Here is a 21,941-nt window from a genome sequence, read left to right as displayed (position 1 = left end):
CTCGCCCGCTGCGGCTCCGCCGCCGGTGAGCAGCAGCGGGGAGGTGAGGAGCGCGACGGCGGTTCTGCGGTGGATCATGGTGTCGCCCCTGGCCGACACTTGTTTGGAACCGGTCAGGGTTCAGGCGCTGTTGGGCTTGCCCTTCGCGTACAGCCACGTGTGGAACAGCCCGGCCAGTCGCTTCCCCGAGGTTTTCTCGGCGAGCCGCACGAACTGGGCCGTCGTACCGTGGCCGTCGCGGTGTCCGGCCGTCCAGGCGCGCAGGATCCGGAAGAAGTCCCCGTCGCCGACGGCCTTGCGCAGTTCGTGCAGGGTCATGGCGGCGCGGAGGTAGACGGGTGTGCCGAAGATGTTCTTGCCGCTGCCGGGATCACCCGGCGGGTAGGCCCACAGCGGGTCGTTCGCCGGGCGGGCGTAGTCGGCGTCGAAGGTCTCCTGGGCGCTGTCGCCGTCGTGCTGCTCGGCGTACAGCCATTCGGTGTAGGTGGCGAAGCCCTCGTTGAGCCAGATGTCCTTCCAGGAGGTCAGCGAGACGGAGTCGCCGAACCACTGGTGGGCGTTCTCGTGGACGAGGGTGTTCAGGTCGGGCGCGGAGTTGTAGAGCGGCCGGGTCTGGGTCTCCAGGGCGTAGCCGACGTCCGGGACGTGGTCGACGATCGACCCGGCGGAGCGGTACGGGTACGGCCCGAACAGCTCGCTCTCCCATTCGAGGACGGACGGCAGCTGCTTCAGCACCGGGGCGGCCGCGCTCGCCTCGCGCGGGTCGACGGCGTTGTACACATGGATGCCGTCGTGGGTGGTGTACTGCTCGACCTGGAAGTTTCCGACGGTCGCGGTGGCGAGGTAGGAGGCCATCGGCTGGGTCTCGCGCCAGCGGAAGGTCGTACGACCGTGTGTGGTGCTCTGTCCGCGCAGAACGCCGTTGGCGACGGCCGTGCACCCCTGCGGGACGGTGATGGTGAAGTCGTACGACGCCTTGTCCTTGGGGTGGTTGTTCGCCGGGAACCAGGTCATCGCGCCCTGCGGTTCGCCCGCGACGAAGGCGCCGTGGTCGGTGGGGATCCAGCCGTCCATGCTGCCGTCGGGGTCGGTGACCGGCTTCGGGGTGCCGTTGTAGGCGACGGTGACCCGGAAGTTCCGGCCCGTGCGCAGGGTGTGGCGCGAGGTGACGACGAGTTCCTGGCCGACGCGCCGGAAGGCCGCCGGCGCGCCGTCGACGGTGACGCCGGTGACCTTCAGGCCCTGGAGGTCGAGGTCGAAGCGGCTGAGGTTCTGGGTGGCGCGGGCGGTGAGCACGGCCTTGCCGTCGAGGTGCCGGGAGGAGGTGTCGTAACGGAGCGCCAGGTCGTAGTGCCGGACGTGGTAGCCGCCGTTGCCGCTGAGCGGGAAATACGGGTCGCCCGCTCCGGGTGCGCCGGTCGTGTCGGCCGCCGTGGGCCAGGCGGCGCCGATGAGTACCGCCACGGCGACGGGGAGGGTGGCGACGCGGCGCAGGCCGACGCCACAGCGCCGCGCGGGCTGTCTGCGGGGTCGCGTCACGGGCGCTCCTCGGGAGGTGGCTGGTGATCGTCTGGCCGACAGACTAGGCGCGCCGGTGTGCCGGACTCCCCCACATTCAGGTCAAGTCTCGCCGCGTCTCATTCAGGTCAAGTCTGGCCGCGTCGTCGCCCGGGGAGAGAGGGCTCGCCGACGTACGCTCACAGAACCGTCCGTCCGCCGTCCCGAGGGAGAGTGACGACCGTGAGTGTGCGTGTACGCCGGATCTACGAACCGCCCGAGCCCGACGACGGCCGGCGTGTACTGGTCGACCGGCTGTGGCCGCGTGGCCTCGCCAAGGACGAGGCACACGTCGACGAGTGGCCCAAGGGGCTCACGCCCTCCACCGAGCTGCGCAAGTGGTACCACAGTGGCGGCGCGTACGAGGAGTTCCGCCGCCGTTACGAGGCGGAACTCGACGCCCCCGAGGCCGCCGAACTGCTCGACGGCCTCAGGAGGTCGGTGGGCAAGGGCCGGGTGACCCTGCTCACGGCGTCGAAGACGCCCGAGGAGAGTCACGCCCAGGTGCTGGCGGAGCTGCTGAAGAGCTGACCGTCAGCCCGCGTGCCGGGCCGCGTGCCGGCCCGCCGACCGGCCCGAGAACAGGCAGCCGCCGAGGAAGGTGCCCTCCAGCGCGTTGTAGCCGTGCACACCGCCGCCGCCGAAACCGGCCACCTCGCCCGCCGCGTACAGCCCGTCGATCGGCGTGCCGTCGGCGGCGAGGGCACGGGAGTCGAGGTCGGTCTGGATGCCGCCGAGGGTCTTGCGGGTCAGCACATGCAGGCGGACGCCGATGAGGGGGCCCGCGGCCGGGTCGAGGATGCGGTGCGGGGTGGCGACCCGGCCGAGCCGGTCGCCGATGTAGCGGCGGGCGTTGCGGATGCCCTGGATCTGGGAGTCCTTGCTGTAGGGGTTGGTGAGCTGCAGGTCTCGGGCCTCGATCTGGCGGCGCACCTCGGCCGGGTCCAGCAGCGGCTTGTCGGTCAGCGCGTTCATCTTCCCGACCAGCTGTTCCAGGCTGCCCGCGGTCACGAAGTCCGCGCCCTTGTCGACGAAGGCCTGCACCGGTGCGGGCGCGCCCGTGCCGAGCAGCCGGTCCCGCAGCACGGCTTTGCGGTCCTTGGCGGTGATGTCCGGGTTCTGCTCGGAGCCCGAGAGCGCGAACTCCTTCTCGATGATCTTCCGGGTGAGGATGAACCACGAGTGGTCGTACCCGGCGATGTCCTCGGTGGTGCGCAGGTACTTGAGGGTGTTGAGGGTGTCGTACCCCGGCAGGCAGGGGTCGGGGAGGCGGCGGCCGAGGGCGTCCAGCCAGATGGAGGACGGGCCGGGCAGGATGCGGATGCCGTGGCCGGGCCAGACCGGGTCCCAGTTCTGCAGGCCCTCGGTGTAGTGCCACATGCGGTCCCGGTTGACCAGGCGGACGCCCGCCTCGGCGCTGATGTCCAGCATCCGGCCGTCGACGTAGGCCGGGACGCCGGTGACCATCTCGGCCGGCGGGGTGCCGAGCCGCTCGGGCCAGTAGCGCCGGACGATGTCGTGGTTCGCGCCGATGCCGCCGCTGGTGACGACGACCGCCTGGGCGGTGAGTGCGAAGTCGCCGACGCGTTCGCGGCTGGAGGAGACACCGCGCGGCGAGCGGTCCTCGGCCAGCACGGTGCCGCGCACCCCGCGGGCCGCGCCGCCCTCGATGACCAGCTCGTCGACCTGGTGGCGGTGGTAGAAGGTCAGCAGTCCCTCCCGGGCGGCCTGGCGGGCGTGGCGCACGAAGGGTTCGACCACGCCGGTGCCGGTCCCCCAGGCGATGTGGAAGCGGGGCACGGAGTTTCCGTGGCCGCCCGCCCTGAGGTCGCCGCGCTCGGCCCAGCCGACGGTCGGCAGCAACTCGATACCGTGGCCGCGGAGCCAGGAACGCTTCTCGCCGGCCGCGAACTCGACGTAGGCGCGGGCCCAGCGCACGGCCCAGGAGTCCTCGTCGTCGAGCCGGTCGAACCGCGCGCTGCCCTGCCAGTCGTTCCAGGCGAGGTCGAAGGAGTCCTTGATGCCGAAGCGGCGCTGCTCCGGGGAGCCGACGAGGAAGAGCCCGCCGAAGGACCAGTACGCCTGTCCGCCGAGGTTGGCGGCGTTCTCCTGGTCGACCAGGGCCACCCGGCGGCCCCGGCTGGTGAGTTCGTGCGCCGCGACCAGGCCGGCGAGGCCCGCTCCGACGACGATGACATCCGCGTCCATCGTGACTGTGTCCTTCCTGAGGGTCCTCATGCGGGGTCGTACGGGGTCATGCGGGGCTGCACGGGTCATGCAGGGGTGTGCGGGGTCATGCGGGGCTGCGGCTGCCGTCCGTGAGCAGAGCGGTGAGCAGCTGCCCCAGCCAGGCCCGTGCGGCCTGGACGTCCCTGTCCAGCAGCAGCTGGACGGTGACGCCGTCGTACGCGGCGACCACGGCGTGTGCGGCGCCCTGCACGTCACCGAGCACGGTGGGCAGTTCGGTGTGGCCGCGGGCCCGGCGCAGCCGGTCGGCGATCGCCTCCCGGAGCCGGGCGCGGTGGTCGAGGAGAGCCCGGGCGACCTCCGGGTCGCGGGCGGCGTGCACCAGGAAGTCGGTCTTGACCAGCAGCCAGTCCACGTCGAGCAGCAGCACCTCGGTGACCCGGTCCACGGAGGCCGGCACGTCGAGTCCGGGGCCGTCCTGGGCGAGCGCCTCGGCCACCTGGGAGGCGATGAGATCGGCGCGTTCCTGGTAGAGCGCGAAGAACAGCTCGTCCAGCGTCGCGAAGTTCGAGTAGAACGCACCGCGGCTGAAGCCGGCCGCTTCGCAGATCTCCTCGATGGACACACGCCCGAAGCCCCTGGCCGCGAACACGTCGAACGCGGCTTCCAGCAGCCTCGCCCGGGTGGCGGCCCGGCGTCGGGTGACGCGCTTGGGGGTGTCTTCCACCACCGCACCTCCCTTTTCGATACGTGAATGTATCCGATACGAAGATGTATCGAAAGAGGACTCGCACCCCCCCGGCACGCCCGCAGCTTCAATCAAATGGGAACAGATTTTCGATTAAGGGGTACGCTGGACTCATGTCCACGCAACTGCAGGGCCCGCTGTTCGACCAGACCGACGAGCTGTGCCTGGGCCCCCTCGACGCGCTGCGCCGGACCGAGCTGGGCTCCGGCGCCTGGATCGACGTCCTGCCGGCCTGGCTGAGCGGGGCCGACGCGCTGTTCGAGAAGCTGGCGGCGGACGTGCCGTGGCGTGCCGAGCGCCGCAAGATGTACGACAACGTGGTGGCCGTACCGCGCCTGCTGGCCTTCTGCGCGGCGCACGACTCGCTCCCGCATCCGGTGCTGGACGAGGCCCGCGACGCCCTGTCCCGGCACTACGCCGAGGAACTCGGCGAGCCGTTCACCACCGCCGGGCTGTGCTACTACCGCGACGGCCGGGACAGCGTCGCCTGGCACGGGGACCGGGGCGGGAGAGCCGCCCGCGAGGACACGATGGTCGCGATCCTCTCCGTCGGCGCACCCCGGGATCTGCTGCTGCGTCCGGCCGGCGGAGGCGCCTCGACGGTGCGACGGCCGCTCGGGCACGGCGATCTGATCGTGATGGGCGGCTCCTGCCAGCGCACCTGGGAGCACTGCGTACCGAAGACCACGCGGGCCACCGGTCCTCGCATCAGCATCCAGTTCCGGCCGCACGGCGTGCGCTGAGGTATCGGGTCACCCCCTGGTGCGCGGCGCCGGCGGATCTGGTTGGCTGTCCCCGACGGTCAGCCGCACAGCGCTCGGGGAGATCATGCGGGCAGAGGTACACCAAGTCGCCGACGGCACCTTCCTGGTGCACGGCAACCACGTCAACTGGGTGATCCTCAAGGACGGCGACGCCGTCACACTCGTGGACACCGGCTACCCCGGGGACCGGGAAGGAGTCCTGGAGTCCCTGGCCGCGGTGGGCAGTTCACCGGAGGCGGTCGCCGCCGTCCTGATCACACACGCGCACAACGACCATCTGGGCTCGGCGGAGTACCTGCGCACCACCCACGGCACCCCCGTCTATCTGCACCCGGCCGAAGTGCCGCACGCGCGGCGGGATTTCCTGCAGCAGGCCACCATCGGCGACGTGGTGCGCAACGCCTGGCGGCCCGGTGTCGTGTCATGGGCGCGGCACGTCCTCAAGGTCGGCGGCACCGACCACAACCCCGTCACCGCGCCCGAGCCGTTCCCGGGCGAGGGCCCGCTGGACCTGCCCGGCCGCCCCGTGCCCGTCCACACCCCCGGCCACACGGACGGCCACTGCGTCTACCACCTCCCCGGGGCGGGCATCGTGATCTCCGGTGACGCGCTGGTCAGCGGGCACGCGACCTCGCGGGTCCAGGGACCGCAGATCCTGCTCGACTTCTTCCAGCACGAGCGGGCCCGGGTCGTGGACTCGCTGGCGGTGATCGGCGCGCTCGACGGCGACACCCTGCTGCCGGGACACGGCCCGGTCCACCGGGGTTCGGTGCGCGCGGCGGCCGAGCAGGCCCGGGAAAGGGCCTCCTAGAACTCCGGGGCGGGGCCTTAGGGTTCGTGCCATGGCCTTGCAGATCAGCGCCACGAACCCGGAGCACCCCACGCTCCTGCTCGCCCTGCCCTGGGACGTGCCCCTGGAGAAGTGGCCGGAGGAGTACCTCGTGCCGCTGCCGAGGGGCATCTCGCGGCACGTGGTGCGATACGCGCACGCCGGTGACGAGGTGATCGCCGTCAAGGAACTGGCCGAGCGGCCCGCGCTGCGCGAGTACGGGCTGCTGCGCGACCTCGACCGGCTCGGCATCCCCGCCGTCGACCCGCTCGCGGTGGTCACCGGCCGCACCGGCCGCGCGGGCGCCCCGCTGGAGCCGGTCCTGATCACCCGGCATCTGCGCGGCTCGATGCCGTACCGCTCGATGTTCGAGACGACCATGCGCCCGGCGACCATGCACCGGCTGATGGACGCCCTGGCCGTGCTGCTGGTCCGGCTGCACCTCGCCGGGTTCGCCTGGGGCGACTGCTCGCTGTCCAACACCCTCTTCCGGCGGGACGCGGGCGCCTTCGCCGCCTATCTGGTCGACGCCGAGACCGGGGAACTGCATCCCCGGCTGAGCCCCGGGCAGCGGGAGTACGACCTGGATCTGGCCCGGGTGAACATCAGCGGGGAGCTCCTCGACCTGGAGGCCTCCGGCGCGCTGCACCCGTCCGTGGACCCGGTCGAGTTCGGGCACGAGATCTGCACCCGGTACCAGAGGCTGTGGCAGGAGCTGACCCGCACCTCGGTGTACCCGGCGGGCAAGTACCACTACATCGAGCGCCGGATCCGCCGTCTGAACGAACTCGGCTTCGACGTCGCCGAGATGCAGATCGAACACTCCTCCACCGGCGACACCGTCACCTTCGTGCCGAAGGTCGTCGACGCCGGGCACCACCAGCGTCAGCTGCTGCGGCTGACCGGCCTGGACACCGAGGAGAACCAGGCGCGCCGGCTGCTCGGCGACCTGGAGAGCTGGATGGCCACGCAGGACGACTACGCGCCCGGCGATCCCCTGGCCGCGCGCCCGGAGGTGCTGGCCCACCGCTGGGTGCGGGACGTGTTCCGGCCCACCGTGCGGGCCGTGCCGCCCGAGCTGCGCGGCGCCATGGACCCGGCCGAGATCTACCACCAGCTCCTCGAACACCGCTGGTACCTGTCCGAACACGCACAGCAGGACATCGGCCTCGACACCGCCGTCAAGGACTACATCGAGAACGTCCTGCCCGGGACACGGACCGAGCCGGACTAGGGCCTGTCCGGCGATCCTGCCGCAGACGCGGGGGCACACCCACTCCGCGGCGTTGTCGTCGATTTCCCGCGACCTGATCCGCCGGACAGGCCCCGGCGTCAGTCGTGCGGGACCACGGCTACCGGGCAGTCGGCATGGTGCAGCACCCCGTGCGCGACCGAACCGACCCGGGCGCCCACGGCCAGACGGTGCGAGCGGCGGCCGACGACCATCAACTGGGCCCGGCCGGCCATCGACAGCAGCACCTGGCCCGCGCTGCCCATCTCGACGTGCTCGGCCACGGGCACGCCGGGGAACCGCTGCCGCCAGGGCCGCAGCGCCTCGGCCAGCGCCTGCCTCTCGTACGGCTCCAGACCCCCCACGTCGTCCAGCAGCTTGAGCGAGCCGGGGCTGTAGGCGAAGACCGGCGGCAGGGTCCACGCCCGTACGGCCCGGACGGTGGCTCCGCGCGCCGCCGCCGTCTCGAAGGCGAACCGCAGCGTTGCCGCGCTGTCCTCGGGATCGCCGTGCTGACCGACGACGACGTCCCGCCCGGCCGCCTCCGCCGCAGCCTGGTCCCCGGCGCGCACCAGGACCACCGGCCGGGTCGCCTCGGCGATCACCTGCTGTCCGACCGAGCCGACCAGGAACCCGATGACCGGACCGTGCCCGCGCGAGCCGAGCACCAGCAGCTCGGCCTGTGCCGCCGCGCGGGCCAGCGCGTGCGCGGGCTCGCCCTCGACCACGTCGACGCTCACCTCCAGCCCCGGATGCCGCTCGGAGACGGCGCGCACGGCCTCCGCGACGCCCTCCGACACCCATGCGTGCTGGGTGTCCCGGTCGGCGGTGGCGAGCGACTCGGCGTAGCGCCAGGCGTGCATCACGCGCAGCGGCAGCCCACGCCGTACGGCCTCCCGGCCGGCCCAGTCCAGCGCGGCGAGGCTCTCCTCGGTGCCGTCCACCCCTGCCATGATCGGGCGTGTCATGCGTGGGCCTCCTCGTCGTCGCGGCGTGTCTCGCGGAAATGATCATCTCGCGGCCGCGCCACGACCGCGGAAACCGACGCCGAGTACGAGATCCGGCCCGCGTGAGCGCCGGGCCTGACCAGGGCCCCCGGCCTACATCCCCGCCCTTCTCACGGGCCGGACCGATGCTGAGAGACTCCAGCCATGGGATCTTGGGGAACCTTGGGGCCGGCGTTGTTGTCTCTCGCAGGAGTTGCGCTCGGCGCGGGTGGATCGTTGTTTGGTCAGTACCTCGTCTCGCGCGCGAGCACCCGGCAGCTCGAAGTGCAGGAATCAGCCGCCCACCGGGCTCAGCTCAAGGACGCGGTTCTGAAGTTCGTGAGCATTGCGTTGCAGGTGGAGAAGGCGGCGCTCACGGGACCGGACGGCGGCGGCACCACGGCCGGTCCCGCGCTCGGCCAACTCCTCGATGACCTGTGGCTCGCCCAGGCGGAGATCGACTTGGCAGCCAGGAGCGAACCCTTGCGGGGCGCTACCTATCGTTATGCGTTGCGCCTCGCTGAGGCGGCGCGAGGCGAGACAGCCGATGCGTTCGCGTTGCGCGGGCCGCAGGTCCAGTTCATGGACGCCGCGTACGCCGACATGTGGCCGGGCCACCGACGGGCAGACGGGGAGCCCGCCACACCTCAGTGAGACGATCTTGCTGTGGCTTGTGTGATCACGGCGTCCGAGCCGTCCTGGATAGCCCCGTTCACCGGGTTGAGCCCGCGTCAGTTCGGCAAGTTGATCACCGCGTTGCGGCGCGAGGGCGCGGACCCGGTCCGCAAGGGCCGGCCCTGGAGCCTGCCGCTGGAAGACCGAGTCCTGCTGGTCGCCGCGTACTGGCGCACGAACCTCACCCTGCGGCAGCTGGCACCGCTGTTCGGGGTGTCGAAATCGGCTGCCGACCGCATCATCGACGACCTCGGGCCGTCGCTCGCGTTCCGACAGCGCAAGCGATTCCGCAAGGACACCGTGCTCATCGCGGACGGCACCCTTGTCCCCACCCGCGACCACACCATCGCCGAGCGGTCGAAGAGCTATCAATACTCCACCAACCACCAGGTCGTCATCGACGCAGACACACGGCTCGTCGTCGCCGTCGGGCGACCGGTGCCGGGCAACCGGAACGACTGCAAGGCATGGGGACTTTCCGGCGCCAAGGACGCAGTCGGCAGAACCACGGTGATCGCGGACGGCGGCTACCAGGGAACCGGCCTGGTCATTCCACACCGCCGGGCGAAAGGTCAGGCCGAACTCCCGGCCTGGAAAGAGGAACACAACGTCTCTCATCGCAAGATCCGCACCCGTGTCGAGCACGCCTTCGCCCGGATGAAGGGCTGGAAGATCCTCCGCGACTGCCGTCTCAAAGGCGACGGCGTCCACCATGCAATGCTCGGCATCGCCCGCCTGCCTAACCTCGCCCTCGCCGGCTGAGCGAGCAGGCCGCACATCACACAGCCTTGTCTATGCCGACTCAAAGATCATTTGCGGGACAGCCTTTAGTAGGACTCCGTTAGGTCTGTCTTGATCTTGGTGTTGTGTGTGTCCTGCTGGGCAGGGGTTGGTGACAGGTGGTGCAGATGCCGGTCCAGCACCTCAGGACGTCTTGGAGGGCGTCGAGGATCTGGTGGAGAGTGAGCCCGGCCCGGGGACTTTTGGGGCCGGCCGTTGTTCGGTGAGGAAGGCGTGGGCTGCGGTCACGAGGGTGACGTGGTGGTGCCAGCCCGGCCAGGAACGGCCTTCGAAGTGGTCCAGGCCCAGACCGTGCTTGAGTTCTCGGTAGTCGTGTTCGATGCGCCAGCGGACTTTGGCCAGGCGGACCAGGTCGGCGATCGGGGTGTCTGCCGGCAGGCTGGACAGCCAGTAATCGATGGGAGTCTCCCGCCGCAAGTCGATCCAGGCCATGGCCGCTCGGCTGCCGGACGGCAACGAGCAGAACCTGCAGCAGTTCGTGAACCAGTCCACCTGGGATCCCGTGCCGGTGCAGCGTCGGATCTGCGAACGCATGCTGCCGCTCATCGCCCCGACGGCCTGGGTGATCGACGACGTGTCGGTGCGCAAGGACGGAAGAATGCCGTCCAGCATCAGTCCCCGCAGGTAGCAGTCGCTCTTGGCCCGTTGGTCCTTGCGCGGCACCGAGGCGAACACATCAGCCACGTATAACGCCAACCTGGCCCGTACACGCTTCACTTCATGTGCATCCACACATCCAACGTGCCCAGGAACAGCTCGAACCGGAAGACCTAACGGAGTCCTATTAGGTGATCTCTCACCTGCTGTTCAAGACTGCATCAACACCCTCAGAGCGAACTCAGAGGATCGGAAAACACGGCTGACTCGCAGGGAAAAGGCAACATCAGGAGTTTGCTGACGCTCCGTCACCCCCGTGCCGGTCCAAAGGAAGAGTCTGCTCTACATGTGTACAGGTGGATTGGGTATGCCGTCCGACGGGTGACCAGGCAGCGCTCACACTGTGTCGTGTTTGCGAAGCCGCAGCCGGGCTGCGCGGCAGATGCCGTGACGGGTGCTTCAGGCCGGTGCTGCCCGCCTGATCCGAGATCCGTGATGTTTTGCCTACTGGGTGGTGTAGCGGACGTGGCGGGCGTGGAAGCAGCCGCGGACGAGGCGGCGGTGAAGGTGTGACTCCCCGCTACGGCTGGCGCACCAGCTGGTCCAATCGTTCCTGCGTGAGTACGCGGGGTAGTTGGACTTGCGGCTTCGAGCCAACGGCGAGGGGGCGCATCATCTCGATAGTGCCGCCCGTTGACGAGCCATCCTCGTGGGAGAGGATGTGACAGTGCCAGACCGAAATTCCCGGGATGGTGTATTTGCCGACCCAGGCAGTGATGTAGTCCGGTGGGGATACAAAGGTATCCTTGGGACCGGATTCGTAGGCGGCTGCCGGTTCGAAGGGGCCGATAGTACCGGGTACGGGCTTTCCGGTGGTATCCGGCTGCCCGACGTGCCATCTTCCGATCAGCCGGAGTTCGGCGATGTGTTCATGGAAGGGATGCGCGTCGGGACTGTGGTTGCGCATGGCCCAGACTTCCGTGGAGCCGAGTTGAGGAGTCTCGGTAGGCGGGTCGAAATAATTGAGCAGCTGGTTCTTGTCCCCCATCTGGGTCACACCAGGCGTATTCTCGCCGGCCTGGACCGTTCGGAGGCGAGCCTGCGCCAACTTGCTGGCGAGCGGCTCGGCGTTGTTGGCCTCCCGGATTGTCTTCGGTACCCGTGAATGATCCGGAGACGTCACCTCGGAGCAGACGTCGAATCGCATCAGCTCAGGAATCAGCGGTGCTGTGTCAGGTCCCGGGTAGGGCGCAGAAGCGTCGTTGGCCAACACCCACTGCTGGCCGTTGTGGCTGGTGAAGTCGACAACCGCCTGGTAACGCTCTCCGGGCGCGATGAGCAGGTCGCTGACCCGCGCGGGATGCAGTAGGTAGCCCTCGTCATTGCCGACCACGATCATTGTCGGCGCGGCCGAGGCAGATCCGGCAACCTGTCGGAGGCTGAGGTGGTAGAAGCGGGAGTCCGATCCGTTGACCAGGGTGAAGGTGTAGCGTCTTGGCTCCACGTTCTGCTTGGGTGCGATGGTCCCATTGATCACTGGGCGGTCGCCGAAGAACTCCGGGTCGGCGTGGGTGTAGCACAGTGAGTAGTCGGCGTTGAACGACTTGTCCTGGAGTACGTAGGACTTGGCGAAATCGCCCAGGGGTAGCCCAAACGACGACTCAAGCTTGTCGGTGTTGGGCGCCAGCCCTGCCAAGCCCTCATAGACGTGGTATGAGGCATGCGCATCGGCATGGTCGTGGTACCACAAGGGCGCCGCGGCCTGGTTGTTCGGATAGTCCTGCGTCTGTGATCCACCTGGTGGGACTTCCACTCCGTTGGGCAGTGGGGGGCCGTCGCTTGCCACAGACTGGAGACCGCCATGGCGGTGTGTGGTGATGGTGTTGTTGGGCTGGTCGAACGGGAAAACGGCCGTGCCGGCTGCCGGCAGGTTGTTGATGAACCGCACCTTGATCGGACGGTGCTGCTGGGTGACGATGGTCGGTCCGAGGTAGTCCACTATGGCGTTGGCCGTGCTGTAGCCCAGCGTCTTCGTCGGCCCCCACGCGCTGCTGAATCTGTGCGTGTTATGCACACCCACCGTGACTGTGTAGTGGTTTTCCGCGTCTGGTGCCGCAACAGGCGGCTGCCGCACTTGATCGGTGAAAGGCGTCACTCCGGGCGAGGGGCCGCAGGATGTATTCGCAGAGGCCATTGCGGGTGCCGCGAATGACCCAGTCGCCATGAGCGGCCCGGCCCCGACCAGCGCCATACTGGTGAGGCATGCCAGGAGGTGTTGCCACACCAGGTGTCTGCCAAACCACCAGCGCTGGTGATGTAATGCCGCCCAAATCAAGCAAACCTCCCACAAAGCGTTTCCGGTCCTCGCACGCCGTCGGCGCGTTGAATTGACCGTCGACAATCCGGCCCGGTTGGCGGGCATCTACATGTCCACGAACTTCATAAGAATTCTGCGTTCGGCGCCCAGTTGAACATGTCGACATAAGGATGCATGCCGTCAGATGTGCCCCACTGCAGCGCGGTCGGCTTGAGTGTCGAATTCTGACATGACCACTCGAATGGTGTATGAGGCCGAGCGCATCGAGTTACACCTGACGTCAAGCGTCATGTCCACGCCGCACGCGCCCCGCTCGGAGGACATCCTCGCCCGCGAGACCCGCCGCTTCCTCCACCGCCGCCAGAAACAGCCCCGCATCGTCCGCGGCTACTTCCACGCCTGCCGCGTCCTCTACACCTGCAGTAGGCAAAACAACAGTTCCGGCATATTGCCTTCCAGCTACGGTGTGCACACTCAACGCACACGACCACGACACGTGGTGATGGAGGAATCGGCCGTTCGGATTCAATGCGACGCTGCGCCGGGGCACATTTCGTCTTTCGTCGCCCATGGTGAGGCAGTGGCTCGGGCGATGCAGTGATGCCTGCTATGAGGCTCCGCGGGTATCCGCATCGCACACCGGACTGCGCCAAGGCGCCAACGTATGGAATGGGCAGTCAGCCCGGCCGAGGGGCAGGGCCGACTGGAGCGAGAACGTAGCAGGAGGGCGCACCCGTGGAGATGTAGCCGGGCACGCCCACGCTCACACAACGCCGACTTCAGAATGGCACGAAGCGCTCTCGGCCGAGTTCGGAAGCACGCCCGATTCCGCTGCGTCAGCTGTAGACGGATCTTGGGTCACCTCGCGGTCCAGGACCTCCTCCTGGAGGGTTTCTTCTCGACGCAGTGGCGACATCGTCCACTGCATGGGGCTCAGGCGCCGGGTACACCTGCTTGGGGGTATTTGGAGAGTATTTCCTGGAGCCGGGCCACAAATCGGAGCGATTCATCGTGCTCACGCTGCCAGACGTTGCGGCCGAAGATCAGCCCGGTGGCGCCTGCCTCCATCGACTGGCGTGTCTTCTCCAGCATGGCCTCGTCGCCCGCCTTCTCCCCGCCGGACACCAGTACCAGGGTGCGGTTCGCCGAACGCACCACGGCGTTGATGGCCTGCTGGGGGGAGAATTCGTGTTGGTAAGCGTCCTTGACTCCGGACACTTTCTCCGGGTGGGGGAAGTTCACCTTGACCATGTCCGCGCCGAGTTCGCTGGCCGTTCGTGCGGCGTAGTCGACGGCATAGAAGGAATCCCTGCCCCCCTTGGCCTCGATCGCCGCCCCGCGCGGGTAGGCCCACACGATCAGCGGCATTCCGAACCGCTGCGCGTCCTCCCGGACCTGCCGAAGCTGCCGGAAGTCGATTTCCTGGGCGGGGCTGCCGACATACAGCGTGTAGCCCACGCCGTCGGCTCCGAGGCGGACCGCGTCAGCAACGGACGCGTGCAGCGGAGAGAGGGCCTCGGCGTCGGAGGGGATGTCGGTTTTCCCGTTCAGCTTCAGGATCAGGGGAACCTCGCCGGCGTAGTCCCAGTAAAACTTCTCGGCCAGCCCGATCTGGATGGCGATCCCATTGAATCCTCCTTCCAACGCGAGCCGGATGATGTACGCGGGGTCGCTCACGACGGGGTTGTCGAAGAAGTCCCGCGGGCCGTGTTCCAGTCCATGGTCGTAGGGCAGGAAGATCGCAGTACCGTTGCGCAGGCCGTGGTGGTGAAGGATCCGGTTGAGGCGGGTCTTCTTCCCCGGGCCGAGGCCGGCGCCGTTGATGCCTTTGCCTGGTTGCCTCTTCATGCCACAAGAGTCACATGTGTGGCGAAATGCCCGGCAGGGCCGTTTGGCCCTCGGTACGGGACCAGACAGGGCGTCCGGGACGCCGTCGTTGGACCGAAGGCGTGCCCCTCAACCCTGCATCTTCGCTGCCGGGCGCAGCCGCTCGGGGAACACGGCCGCTCCAGGCACGGACCGCATCACATGGGGCTTCTCAAAGTCCTGGACCTCCTGAGCCGCCCCTCCCGCCCTCGGAGGCGCCGCCGCCTCGCCGGGTGTCACCGCGGTTCCACATTCACAATGGTCACGATGAGGTGACGACCGCCAAGAGAGGGACACCTCCGTCAAGGGCGAGAGAGCACTTGTCCGGATGCACACGAGGCGGTGCCGGGAAGGAGTACAGGATGAGCCGCTCTGCCGTAGTCGGGATCGACGGATCCCAGGAAAGTCTCGTTGCGGGCGAGTGGGCCGCCGGGGAGGCAGCTCTTCGAGGCTTCGAGCTGCGTCTCGTGCATGCCGCACCCGTCCCCGCCCGTGACTCCACCGATGAACCGGTTGCCTTCTCATGGCAGCAGACCGGCGAGGCACTGCTCCAGCGGGCGAAAACCGACCTTGCCAGTCGGTATCCCCGCGTGGCGATGAGCAGTGTGCAGGTTGCCGACTCGGCCGCGGCTGCCTTGCTCTCGGCTTCCGAAACAGCCGAACTCCTCGTCGTCGGGTCGCGAGGGGAAGGCGGGTTCGACGGCCTCGCCGTGGGCTCGACGGCACTGGCGATGGCGAGCAGCGCCTCCTGCCCCGTCGTGGTCGTCCCCGGGAGACCGGCCGCCGCAGCACATGATGCCGAGGTAACCGTGGGCGTCGACGTACGGCACGCGGCCGAGTCACCCCTGGACTTCGCGTTCGGCGCCGCTGAGCTCCGTGGCGCTCGATTGCGTGTCGTGCACGCGTGGGCTCTCTCCGGCCATGCTTCGTGGACGGCGGTCGGAGTGCCCGAGGAAGACCGGGCCGCGTGGGAGGACGAGACAGTCCAACTGCTGTCCGACGTGCTCCAAGGCTGGCAGGACAAGTATCCGGAAGTCCCGGTGCTGCCTGATGTCGTGCTTCTCCACCCGGCCTACGCCCTGGTGAACGCCTCACAGAGAGCCGACCTGCTCGTCCTGGGCCGACGCTCGAGCCCGCGGGCGGCCGAGCGGCGGCTGGGCTCCGTGGCCCACGCCGTCCTGCATCACTCTCGCTGCCCGGTCGTCGTCGTACCGCATGCGTGATGCCACTACGTGGCAGCGTCAGGTGCCGAAGAACACGTCGAACTCCGTGTACAGCTCTTCGGGGACGCGCTTGGTCGCCTTCGTCGCGTCAGCAAGCGGGATACGTGTGATGTCCGTGCCGCGCAGAGCCGTCATCGTGCCGAAGTCACCGTCCTTGACCGCGTCCACGGCGTGCAGACCGAAGCGTGTGGCGAGCCACCGGTCATACGCGCTCGGCGTGCCACCACGCTGGACGTGACCGAGAACCGTCGTGCGGGCCTCCTTCTCGGTGCGGTGCTCGACCTGCCGGGCCAGCCAGTCACCGATCCCGGACAGGCGCACATGCCCGAACTCGTCGCGCGACTCGTCCTTGACCATCATCTGTCCGGCCTTGGGAACAGCTCCCTCCGCCACGACGACGATCGGCGCATAGTTGATCTCAAAACGCTTCTCCACCCAGGCGCAGACCTGGTCGAGATCGAACTCCACTTCCGGGATGAGGATGGCGTTCGCGCCCCCGGCGACGCCAGCGTGCAGAGCGATCCACCCGGAGTGGCGTCCCATCACCTCGACGACGAGTGTGCGCTTGTGGGACTCCGCGGTGGTGTGCAGGCGGTCGATGGCCTCGGTCGCGATGCTGACGGCGGTGTCGAAGCCGAAGGTGTAGTCAGTGCCACCCACGTCGTTGTCGATGGTCTTGGGCACGCCGACCAGGTTGACCCCCGCATCCGACAGTGCGGTCGCGACGCTGAGTGTGTCCTCGCCGCCGATCACAACGAGAGCGTCGATCTTGTGCACGCTGAGAGTGTTCTTGATGCGGTCGATGCCGTCCTCAAGCCTGAGGGGGTTGGTGCGAGAGGAGCCGAGAATCGTGCCGCCAAGCGGAAGGATTCCGCGCACGGCCGGAACGTCCAATGCCATGGTCACGTCCTTGACCAGCCCAGCCCAGCCGTCGACGATCCCGACGAACTTCCAGGCGTACTCCTGCACTCCTTTGCGTACGACACTGCGGATCACCGCATTGAGACCGGGGCAGTCGCCTCCTCCGGTCAGCACTCCCACCCGCATGATTGCTCTCCCTTGCCTTCGCACATCGTGTTCACGCATGTCACAGCACGGCGGCGTGTCACGGTTTCCGACCCCGGGCGCCACCGGCCGGGCGTTGAGCGGGGCCAGTGCCCGTATGGAGATCTATCTCCAGCTTGAACCCACCCGGGACGGAGTGCACGGTGTGCTCCCCGCTCGTCGGCTCCCGTGGATCCGGATCGTTGCCGGCAGCCCTGCCTGCAGGTTTACGGCACCTCGTCGAAGCCGTGGGCAGGGCGAACGTGATCGGCGCCTTCGCCGCCGTCTACAGCTTGCTGACGAACCCGCGCGGCTGGAGCAGGGACACATCGACCGAACATGCGTCCTACTCTTGGCGGTCGGCTCGCGTTCCCCCAGCTCCATGGGTCGTTCCGGAAGGCACGACGAGCACGGAACAGGATACGAGGCGGAGGCAGCGCTGAGCCGGGGAGCCGAGCGGCATTCCCACGAAGGCACCGTGTGAAGGGCACCGTACCCGCGACTGCCGACGACAAGCAGGTCCGCGTCGCGCGCGGCGGCGGGGTGGCCTACTCCGACCGGGGCGTCCGCAGAAAGCCGTGGTGTCGGGCTGTGGACCTTGCCATCGCTGCATCGAGTGCCTCGCGGCCTTGTCCTGGTAACGACACCCGAGTGGGCGGGCGCGTCGTCTTTACGTCACCGGCAGCCGCCACGGGGTGACCACCCGCACCCGGCTCTTCGTGAGTTCTCTCTGCCAGGCCGGCCATCGCAGCGCTTCCTTGCCAGTGCTGTGACCGGAAACCTTCAGTCATCCCCGAACGCCTCCGACCGTTCGGGGGACTTCCGGCTCTCTCGGCAACGGCTCCGCGCGGCCTGCAGGCGATGCCAGGCTGCCACGGCGCCGCGCAGCGCGAGGCAGGGTCTCCGCAGGGATGGGTGGCAGCAGGGGCCGCAAGGACGAGCTTGGGCTACTACTCAGGCTCGGCTGGCGGCGCATCGACACGATACGGGTCCGCCGTCTGTTCGGATAACACGGCGGCCTGGCTTGCTGCCGCAGGGATACCGGAGCTCAGCGGACTGTGCATTGCGCCCGGTGACAGTCAGTACGCCGTCACTGAGGGGTCCGTTGGCCTCGCGTCCCTATCGGCATCCACATGCCCGCGGCCGGCAGCCGGGCCAGGGCGGCGGCAGTGGTGGCAGTTCCGGCCGCCGGATCGTGCGTCGACTGGCCCTCTGGCGGCATTACGCTTCACCACCGTGTCGCGCACGTCGCGATCGCGTCCCGCCGCGGTGACGCTGATCCCGTGCACCGTCCGCACGCGGGTGGACACACCCCGGATCCATGACGGACAAGGAGCCTCCGCCAACTTGAAGTCGCAGGTCAAAGGACTGATGTAACGGGTGCTCGCAGTGCTCGCGCTGGACGTGCGCGGCAGTCTGCGGAGTAGATCATCTGCAGCGATTGACTTAGAGGTTCATCAGGACGAGCAGGGTACGCAGGAGGCGGGTGGCGCGGGCGTGGTCAGCGGCGAACCCTTCCCGCCGACCACGTCCGCCAGACAGCAGCGCCCATGTCCAACCGCCCTGAAGACTTCAGGCGGCAGGGTTCTGCCCTGAGCACCGAAATCTTTTGTTCTGACACAGCCCACAACTTGCCTCTTGCAGCCGCTGGTTAGGGTGAATCGTTCCCGGATTCAGCTTGGGGCATCACGAGGGAAAGAGGCGATCGTGGGCGAACTGGACGGCAAGACCGCACTGGTGACGGGCGGCTCGCGCGGGATCGGGCGCGCGGTCGCCCTTCGGCTCGCCTCCGAGGGGGCGCTGGTCGCGGTCCACTACGGCGGCAACGACGCGGCCGCCGCCGAGACCGTAGGGAAGATCGCCGAGAGCGGCGGCCGGGCGTTCGCGGTGCAGGCCCGCTTCGGCGAGAGCGGTGCGGTGGACCGGCTGTTCGAGGGGCTCACCGCCGGACTGGCGGACCACGACGCGGACGGCCTGGACATTCTGGTCAACAATGCGGGCATCCATTCGACCACTTCGATCGGGAAGCTCACCGAGGAGGAGTTCGAGCATCTGCTGGCAGTCAACCTGAGCACTCCGGTCTTCGTGGTCCAGCGGGCGTTGCCGCTGCTGCGGGACGGCGGACGGATCGTCAACATGGGCTCCGCGGCCACCCGGATCGCGAACCCCCTCCAGATCGGTTACACCGTTACCAAGGCTGCGCTGGCGGCGCTCGGCCCGTCGCTCGCCAACGAACTGGGTCGGCGTGGGATCACCGTGAACACGGTCGAACCCGGGGTGGTGCTGACCGACATGATCGCCCCTTACGCCGCGGTTCCCGAGGCGGTCGCCGGACTTGAGTCGATCACCGCGCTCGGACGGATCGGCGAGCCGGAGGACGTCGCAGACGTAGTGGGCTTCCTGGCGGGCCCGCAGGGGCGCTGGGTGACCGGCCAGACCATCGACGTCTCCGGCGGCACCTACCTCGGACCGATCCCGGCCGAGTGATCCGCAGGGGGCGGAGGCTCAAGGAGCACCTCCCACAGCGATGCGCCTTCGTTCTCCACTGGGGTGAGGATGGAGGTACGGGTGCATGCACATCGAGGTCGCCAAGGCGCTGGGCGCGCCGCTGGACGTCTGCCTGGTACGCAAACTGGGCGTACCGTTCCAGCCGGAGCTGGGCATGGGGGCCATCGGCGAAGGCGGCGTCCGCGTGATCAACGACGAGGTGGTGCGCGCGGCGCGTGTCACCCCGTACGAGTTGGCCGAGGTCGAGGCACGCGAACGGGAGGTACTCGAAAGCCGTGCACGGCGCTACCGGGGCAGACGGGAACCGGCGGCCCTGGCGGGCCGCACGGTACTGGTCATCGACGACGGGGTCGCCACCGGTTCGACGGCACGCGCGGCCTGTCAGATCGCCCGCGCTCGCGGGGCCGCACGGGTCGTGCTGGCGGTCCCCGTGGCCCCGCACGACTGGACCGCGCGCCTGGGTGCTGACGCCGACGAGCTGGTGTGCCCGCACACGCCGTGGAACTTCTACGCGATCGGGCAGTTCTACGCCGACTTCTCCCAGACCGACGACGACGAGGTCGTCGCCTGCCTGGAGGAGGCGCTCGCCCACACCGGCGAGGGCACCGCCGTGCTCGGCGTTCTGTTGCTGACGGCGCTGGAGATGACCGCGCTGGCCACTACTCCGCGCGCCCACCGGCCGATCGTCGCCGGTGCCCTGGTCGGAACCGCCACCGCAGCCTTCGTCATGGTCGCGGCGGTCGTGCACAGCCATCGCCGTCCCCAGCGTCAGGCCAGACGGCAGCTGACCGAGACGGTCGACGAGGCGTGGTTCACCGCCCGAGCCCTGGACGGCTTCCCCATGGACGCCGTCCGCCCACTCCTGCTCGCTCCGGGCGCACCCAGCCTGAACCGCCTCTACACCGCGTGGATCTTCGCCACCCACGGGCACGACGCCGCCCGGCTGGAACACAAGCTCGACTTGCCCGCGGACCTGGCCCACCTGCTGGCCGACGCCGCCAACCGCGAGCGGAACTGACCACCCACGTCTTTACAGGTACTTCTGAGCGCCGGGTTCGAGAGTGAGCCGAGCGTCGTCGCGATCGTAGTCGTACAGCTCGGCGTGGCGGCCCCAGTAGACGGCGGTCTGAAGCTGGTTGCGGGCCTCCTCGGCGGAGAAGCCGCGACGGAGCAGGTCGAGGAAGAAGCCCTCGCGCAGGGTGTTGCCGTCGGCGACCGTCTGGTCCCTGGACGACAGCGCGGATCAGCGAGGCGCGTTTCGCCACGTGGCGGGCGAAGACCTGCCGCCGGCGAGGAAGTGGCAGCTACGAACTCCGAGGTGCGCCGCCGTCGAGTGCTTGGCATGCGAAGCGGAGGGCGTATGGGAGGGCGGCGCGGGTGGTGGGACCGGCGCCGGTGGCGTCGGCGGCAGCTGTGACGAAGGGTCCTGCTGATGCGATGGCACGGCGGAGGGTGGCCGGAGCCAGCAGGCGGCCCGCTTGTCGCAGTACGGGGATGTCGGGGAGCGTGAGTGTCAGGGTGCGGTCGTCTGCGCCGGGGCGCGGCCAGGTGAATTCGATGCGCATGGCGGCCTCCGCGGGGAGGTAGGGGCCTGACACCTGCGGTACGCATGACGCTGTCGCTGCGCACGTCGCTACGGCTCGGCCGGGTGGGCGGGGCGCGGCGTACGGCAGGTCAGCTGGCGAGCGCGGGAGCCGCGGTCAGGCGGTGATGGACATGGGTCGGGGATTTGGGCTCTGGACTGGGCCGGGTACTCATGCCCTCACCTCCTTGCGGCCTGGACACACGCGGGTGTCGGTCGGCGGTTCGCCGTGCCCCTGTCGGGGCGGGCGGCTGGTCCCCTCGGACGCGCCGGCTCGGAAGATCCTGGCGTCGGGCCGTCCACGGTATCCGCCGCCGGTTACATCGCTCGGCGGCACGCTGATATGCCCAGACTTGCCGGAGTTGTATGATCTTGTCAAGGTGAGAGCCGTCACGGCGCTTGGCCGCGCCTCACCTGCTCTACAGAGGGAGAGCGACCATGACTGTCAGTTCCCATGCGCGTGCTTCAGAGGACACCAAGGCGAAGCATCCTGTCCAGGACACGCTGGCGCATCCCGTGCAGACGGTGATGACGGCCGTCGAGAAGGTTCCCGGTGCCGAGAGGGTCAGGCCCGGCTTCGACCGGGTCAAGGGAGTAGTCGACGGTGTCCTGGATTCCGTCGGGATCGTCTCTCCCCACGCGCGGCGAGTCGCCGCGTACACCGGTGCCGGGCTGCTCGGCGTGGCAGGTGTCGTCGAGTGGCCGGTGGCCGCGGTGGGCGCCGCGGTGGTGTGGCTCACGCAGCCGCGACCCCAGGACGCCGAGACGGCTGGAGAAGCCACGGTGTCCCGTACCGAAGGGCTGCGGGCGAAGCAGGCTGCGAGGTCGGCCAAGGCGTCGACCGAAGCGAGGGTGGCGAGGAGCCGCTCGGCCAAGGCGGCGTCGGGGTCGGCGAAGGCGAAGACCCGTCCGACGAAGTCGGCGAGCTCATCAGGTACGACGAAGTCCCCCTCGTCCAAGCGCGCGGCCACCAGCCGGTCGAGTGCCTCGCCTGCCACGGCACGCGGGCGGAAGAAGTCCTGACGC

19 protein-coding genes and 3 pseudogenes are annotated in these 21,941 nt (G+C 68.8%); 12 read left to right on the top strand and 10 right to left on the bottom strand.

Going from position 1 to position 21,941, the window contains the following annotated elements; genetic code table 11:
- Window positions 1-120: 120 nt before the first annotated feature.
- Window positions 121-1,539 carry a M1 family metallopeptidase gene (locus AV521_RS06350; RefSeq protein WP_076084618.1) on the bottom strand — a complete coding sequence of 473 codons (1,419 nt, stop codon included), beginning with the start codon at window positions 1,537-1,539 and terminating at the stop codon, window positions 121-123.
- Window positions 1,540-1,740: 201 nt separating this feature from the next.
- Here AV521_RS06350 and AV521_RS06345 point away from each other — a divergent pair, with 201 nt between their 5' ends.
- The gene (locus AV521_RS06345) at window positions 1,741-2,088 is read left to right on the top strand and encodes a DUF488 domain-containing protein (RefSeq protein ID WP_076084616.1); all 348 of its coding nucleotides are present in this window, start codon (window positions 1,741-1,743) and stop codon (window positions 2,086-2,088) included.
- A 3-nt stretch (window positions 2,089-2,091) separates the two neighbouring features.
- Here AV521_RS06345 and AV521_RS06340 read toward each other — a convergent pair whose 3' ends face one another.
- The gene (locus tag AV521_RS06340) at window positions 2,092-3,765 is read right to left on the bottom strand and encodes an FAD-binding dehydrogenase (RefSeq protein WP_076084614.1); all 1,674 of its coding nucleotides are present in this window, start codon (window positions 3,763-3,765) and stop codon (window positions 2,092-2,094) included.
- 85 nt (window positions 3,766-3,850) lie between these two features.
- Window positions 3,851-4,471 carry a TetR/AcrR family transcriptional regulator gene (locus tag AV521_RS06335; RefSeq protein ID WP_076084755.1) on the bottom strand — a complete coding sequence of 207 codons (621 nt, stop codon included), beginning with the start codon at window positions 4,469-4,471 and terminating at the stop codon, window positions 3,851-3,853.
- Between the two features lie 134 nt (window positions 4,472-4,605).
- Here AV521_RS06335 and AV521_RS06330 point away from each other — a divergent pair, with 134 nt between their 5' ends.
- The 3 genes from AV521_RS06330 to AV521_RS06320 all read left to right on the top strand — a co-directional run bounded on the left by AV521_RS06330 (window position 4,606) and on the right by AV521_RS06320 (window position 7,319).
- The gene (locus AV521_RS06330) at window positions 4,606-5,235 is read left to right on the top strand and encodes an alpha-ketoglutarate-dependent dioxygenase AlkB (RefSeq protein WP_076084612.1); all 630 of its coding nucleotides are present in this window, start codon (window positions 4,606-4,608) and stop codon (window positions 5,233-5,235) included.
- Between the two features lie 85 nt (window positions 5,236-5,320).
- On the top strand, window positions 5,321-6,067 hold the full coding sequence (locus AV521_RS06325; protein ID WP_076084609.1) for an MBL fold metallo-hydrolase: 747 nt from the start codon (window positions 5,321-5,323) through the stop codon (window positions 6,065-6,067).
- Between the two features lie 31 nt (window positions 6,068-6,098).
- Window positions 6,099-7,319 (top strand): DUF4032 domain-containing protein, encoded by a 1,221-nt coding sequence (locus AV521_RS06320; RefSeq protein ID WP_076084606.1) that lies wholly within the window; start codon window positions 6,099-6,101, stop codon window positions 7,317-7,319.
- Window positions 7,320-7,417: 98 nt separating this feature from the next.
- Here AV521_RS06320 and AV521_RS06315 read toward each other — a convergent pair whose 3' ends face one another.
- Entirely contained in the window at window positions 7,418-8,284 is an 867-nt protein-coding gene (locus tag AV521_RS06315; protein WP_076084604.1) for a universal stress protein, read from the bottom strand.
- Between the two features lie 255 nt (window positions 8,285-8,539).
- Here AV521_RS06315 and AV521_RS06310 point away from each other — a divergent pair, with 255 nt between their 5' ends.
- Window positions 8,540-8,956, top strand: a complete 417-nt coding sequence (locus tag AV521_RS06310) for a hypothetical protein (protein ID WP_256725451.1) — start codon at window positions 8,540-8,542, stop codon at window positions 8,954-8,956.
- 12 nt (window positions 8,957-8,968) lie between these two features.
- Window positions 8,969-9,739: an IS5/IS1182 family transposase gene (locus AV521_RS06305; protein ID WP_076084602.1), complete on the top strand. Its 771-nt coding sequence runs from the start codon at window positions 8,969-8,971 to the stop codon at window positions 9,737-9,739.
- A 162-nt stretch (window positions 9,740-9,901) separates the two neighbouring features.
- Here AV521_RS06305 and AV521_RS06300 read toward each other — a convergent pair.
- Window positions 9,902-10,186, bottom strand: a pseudogene (locus AV521_RS06300) (transposase); the annotation flags it as partial.
- 1 nt (window position 10,187) lies between these two features.
- Between AV521_RS06300 and AV521_RS06295 the strand changes: the two are divergent.
- Window positions 10,188-10,394: pseudogene (locus AV521_RS06295) on the top strand (transposase); the annotation flags it as partial.
- Window positions 10,395-10,955: 561 nt separating this feature from the next.
- Here the strand turns inward: AV521_RS06295 and AV521_RS06290 are convergent.
- Entirely contained in the window at window positions 10,956-12,530 is a 1,575-nt protein-coding gene (locus AV521_RS06290; RefSeq protein ID WP_179022870.1) for a multicopper oxidase family protein, read from the bottom strand.
- A 391-nt stretch (window positions 12,531-12,921) separates the two neighbouring features.
- Here AV521_RS06290 and AV521_RS06285 point away from each other — a divergent pair, with 391 nt between their 5' ends.
- Window positions 12,922-13,293 carry a hypothetical protein gene (locus AV521_RS06285; RefSeq protein ID WP_143658575.1) on the top strand — a complete coding sequence of 124 codons (372 nt, stop codon included), beginning with the start codon at window positions 12,922-12,924 and terminating at the stop codon, window positions 13,291-13,293.
- Window positions 13,294-13,625: 332 nt separating this feature from the next.
- Here AV521_RS06285 and AV521_RS06280 read toward each other — a convergent pair whose 3' ends face one another.
- Window positions 13,626-14,540, bottom strand: a complete 915-nt coding sequence (locus tag AV521_RS06280; RefSeq protein WP_076084593.1) for a class I fructose-bisphosphate aldolase — start codon at window positions 14,538-14,540, stop codon at window positions 13,626-13,628.
- A 290-nt stretch (window positions 14,541-14,830) separates the two neighbouring features.
- Here AV521_RS06280 and AV521_RS06275 point away from each other — a divergent pair, with 290 nt between their 5' ends.
- A complete protein-coding gene (locus tag AV521_RS06275; RefSeq protein WP_256725450.1) occupies window positions 14,831-15,781 on the top strand; it encodes a universal stress protein in 951 nt (316 codons plus the stop codon).
- A gap of 18 nt (window positions 15,782-15,799) precedes the next feature.
- Here the strand turns inward: AV521_RS06275 and AV521_RS06270 are convergent, their stop codons facing one another.
- On the bottom strand, window positions 15,800-16,828 hold the full coding sequence (locus AV521_RS06270; RefSeq protein ID WP_076084587.1) for a 6-phosphofructokinase: 1,029 nt from the start codon (window positions 16,826-16,828) through the stop codon (window positions 15,800-15,802).
- A 1,704-nt stretch (window positions 16,829-18,532) separates the two neighbouring features.
- Between AV521_RS06270 and AV521_RS06265 the strand changes: the two genes are divergently transcribed.
- On the top strand, window positions 18,533-19,312 hold the full coding sequence (locus tag AV521_RS06265) for an SDR family NAD(P)-dependent oxidoreductase (protein ID WP_076084583.1): 780 nt from the start codon (window positions 18,533-18,535) through the stop codon (window positions 19,310-19,312).
- Window positions 19,313-19,406: 94 nt separating this feature from the next.
- A pseudogene (locus tag AV521_RS50525) lies at window positions 19,407-19,916 on the top strand (phosphoribosyltransferase); the annotation flags it as partial.
- 447 nt (window positions 19,917-20,363) lie between these two features.
- Here AV521_RS50525 and AV521_RS52585 read toward each other — a convergent pair.
- Together AV521_RS52585 and AV521_RS06250 are read right to left on the bottom strand one after the other, a co-directional pair.
- Window positions 20,364-20,531 carry an AAA-associated domain-containing protein gene (locus AV521_RS52585; RefSeq protein WP_371917003.1) on the bottom strand — a complete coding sequence of 56 codons (168 nt, stop codon included), beginning with the start codon at window positions 20,529-20,531 and terminating at the stop codon, window positions 20,364-20,366.
- 106 nt (window positions 20,532-20,637) lie between these two features.
- Window positions 20,638-20,898, bottom strand: coding sequence for a hypothetical protein (locus AV521_RS06250; protein ID WP_076084580.1), 261 nt, complete (start codon window positions 20,896-20,898; stop codon window positions 20,638-20,640).
- A gap of 455 nt (window positions 20,899-21,353) precedes the next feature.
- On the opposite strand from AV521_RS06250, the gene AV521_RS49120 reads away from it, so the two are divergent.
- Window positions 21,354-21,938, top strand: coding sequence for a hypothetical protein (locus AV521_RS49120; protein WP_076084577.1), 585 nt, complete (start codon window positions 21,354-21,356; stop codon window positions 21,936-21,938).
- The last annotated feature ends 3 nt before the right edge of the window (window positions 21,939-21,941 follow it).

Source organism: Streptomyces sp. IMTB 2501 (genome assembly GCF_001953885.1).
In the GTDB taxonomy this organism is placed as follows: Bacteria; Actinomycetota; Actinomycetes; order Streptomycetales; family Streptomycetaceae; genus Streptomyces.
Note: the sequence above shows the minus strand (reverse complement) of the source record. Positions and strands in the feature narration are given on the sequence as shown.

Coding starts and splice junctions, on each gene's coding strand:
- AV521_RS06340 (WP_076084614.1), bottom strand. CDS start 3,765: ATGGACGCGGATGTCATCGTCGTCGGAGCGGGCCTCGCCGGCCTGGTC.
- AV521_RS06330 (WP_076084612.1), top strand. CDS start 4,606: ATGTCCACGCAACTGCAGGGCCCGCTGTTCGACCAGACCGACGAGCTG.
- AV521_RS06325 (WP_076084609.1), top strand. CDS start 5,321: ATGCGGGCAGAGGTACACCAAGTCGCCGACGGCACCTTCCTGGTGCAC.
- AV521_RS06320 (WP_076084606.1), top strand. CDS start 6,099: ATGGCCTTGCAGATCAGCGCCACGAACCCGGAGCACCCCACGCTCCTG.
- AV521_RS06315 (WP_076084604.1), bottom strand. CDS start 8,284: ATGACACGCCCGATCATGGCAGGGGTGGACGGCACCGAGGAGAGCCTC.
- AV521_RS06285 (WP_143658575.1), top strand. CDS start 12,922: ATGACCACTCGAATGGTGTATGAGGCCGAGCGCATCGAGTTACACCTG.
- AV521_RS06280 (WP_076084593.1), bottom strand. CDS start 14,540: ATGAAGAGGCAACCAGGCAAAGGCATCAACGGCGCCGGCCTCGGCCCG.
- AV521_RS06270 (WP_076084587.1), bottom strand. CDS start 16,828: ATGCGGGTGGGAGTGCTGACCGGAGGAGGCGACTGCCCCGGTCTCAAT.
- AV521_RS06250 (WP_076084580.1), bottom strand. CDS start 20,898: ATGCGCATCGAATTCACCTGGCCGCGCCCCGGCGCAGACGACCGCACC.
- AV521_RS49120 (WP_076084577.1), top strand. CDS start 21,354: ATGACTGTCAGTTCCCATGCGCGTGCTTCAGAGGACACCAAGGCGAAG.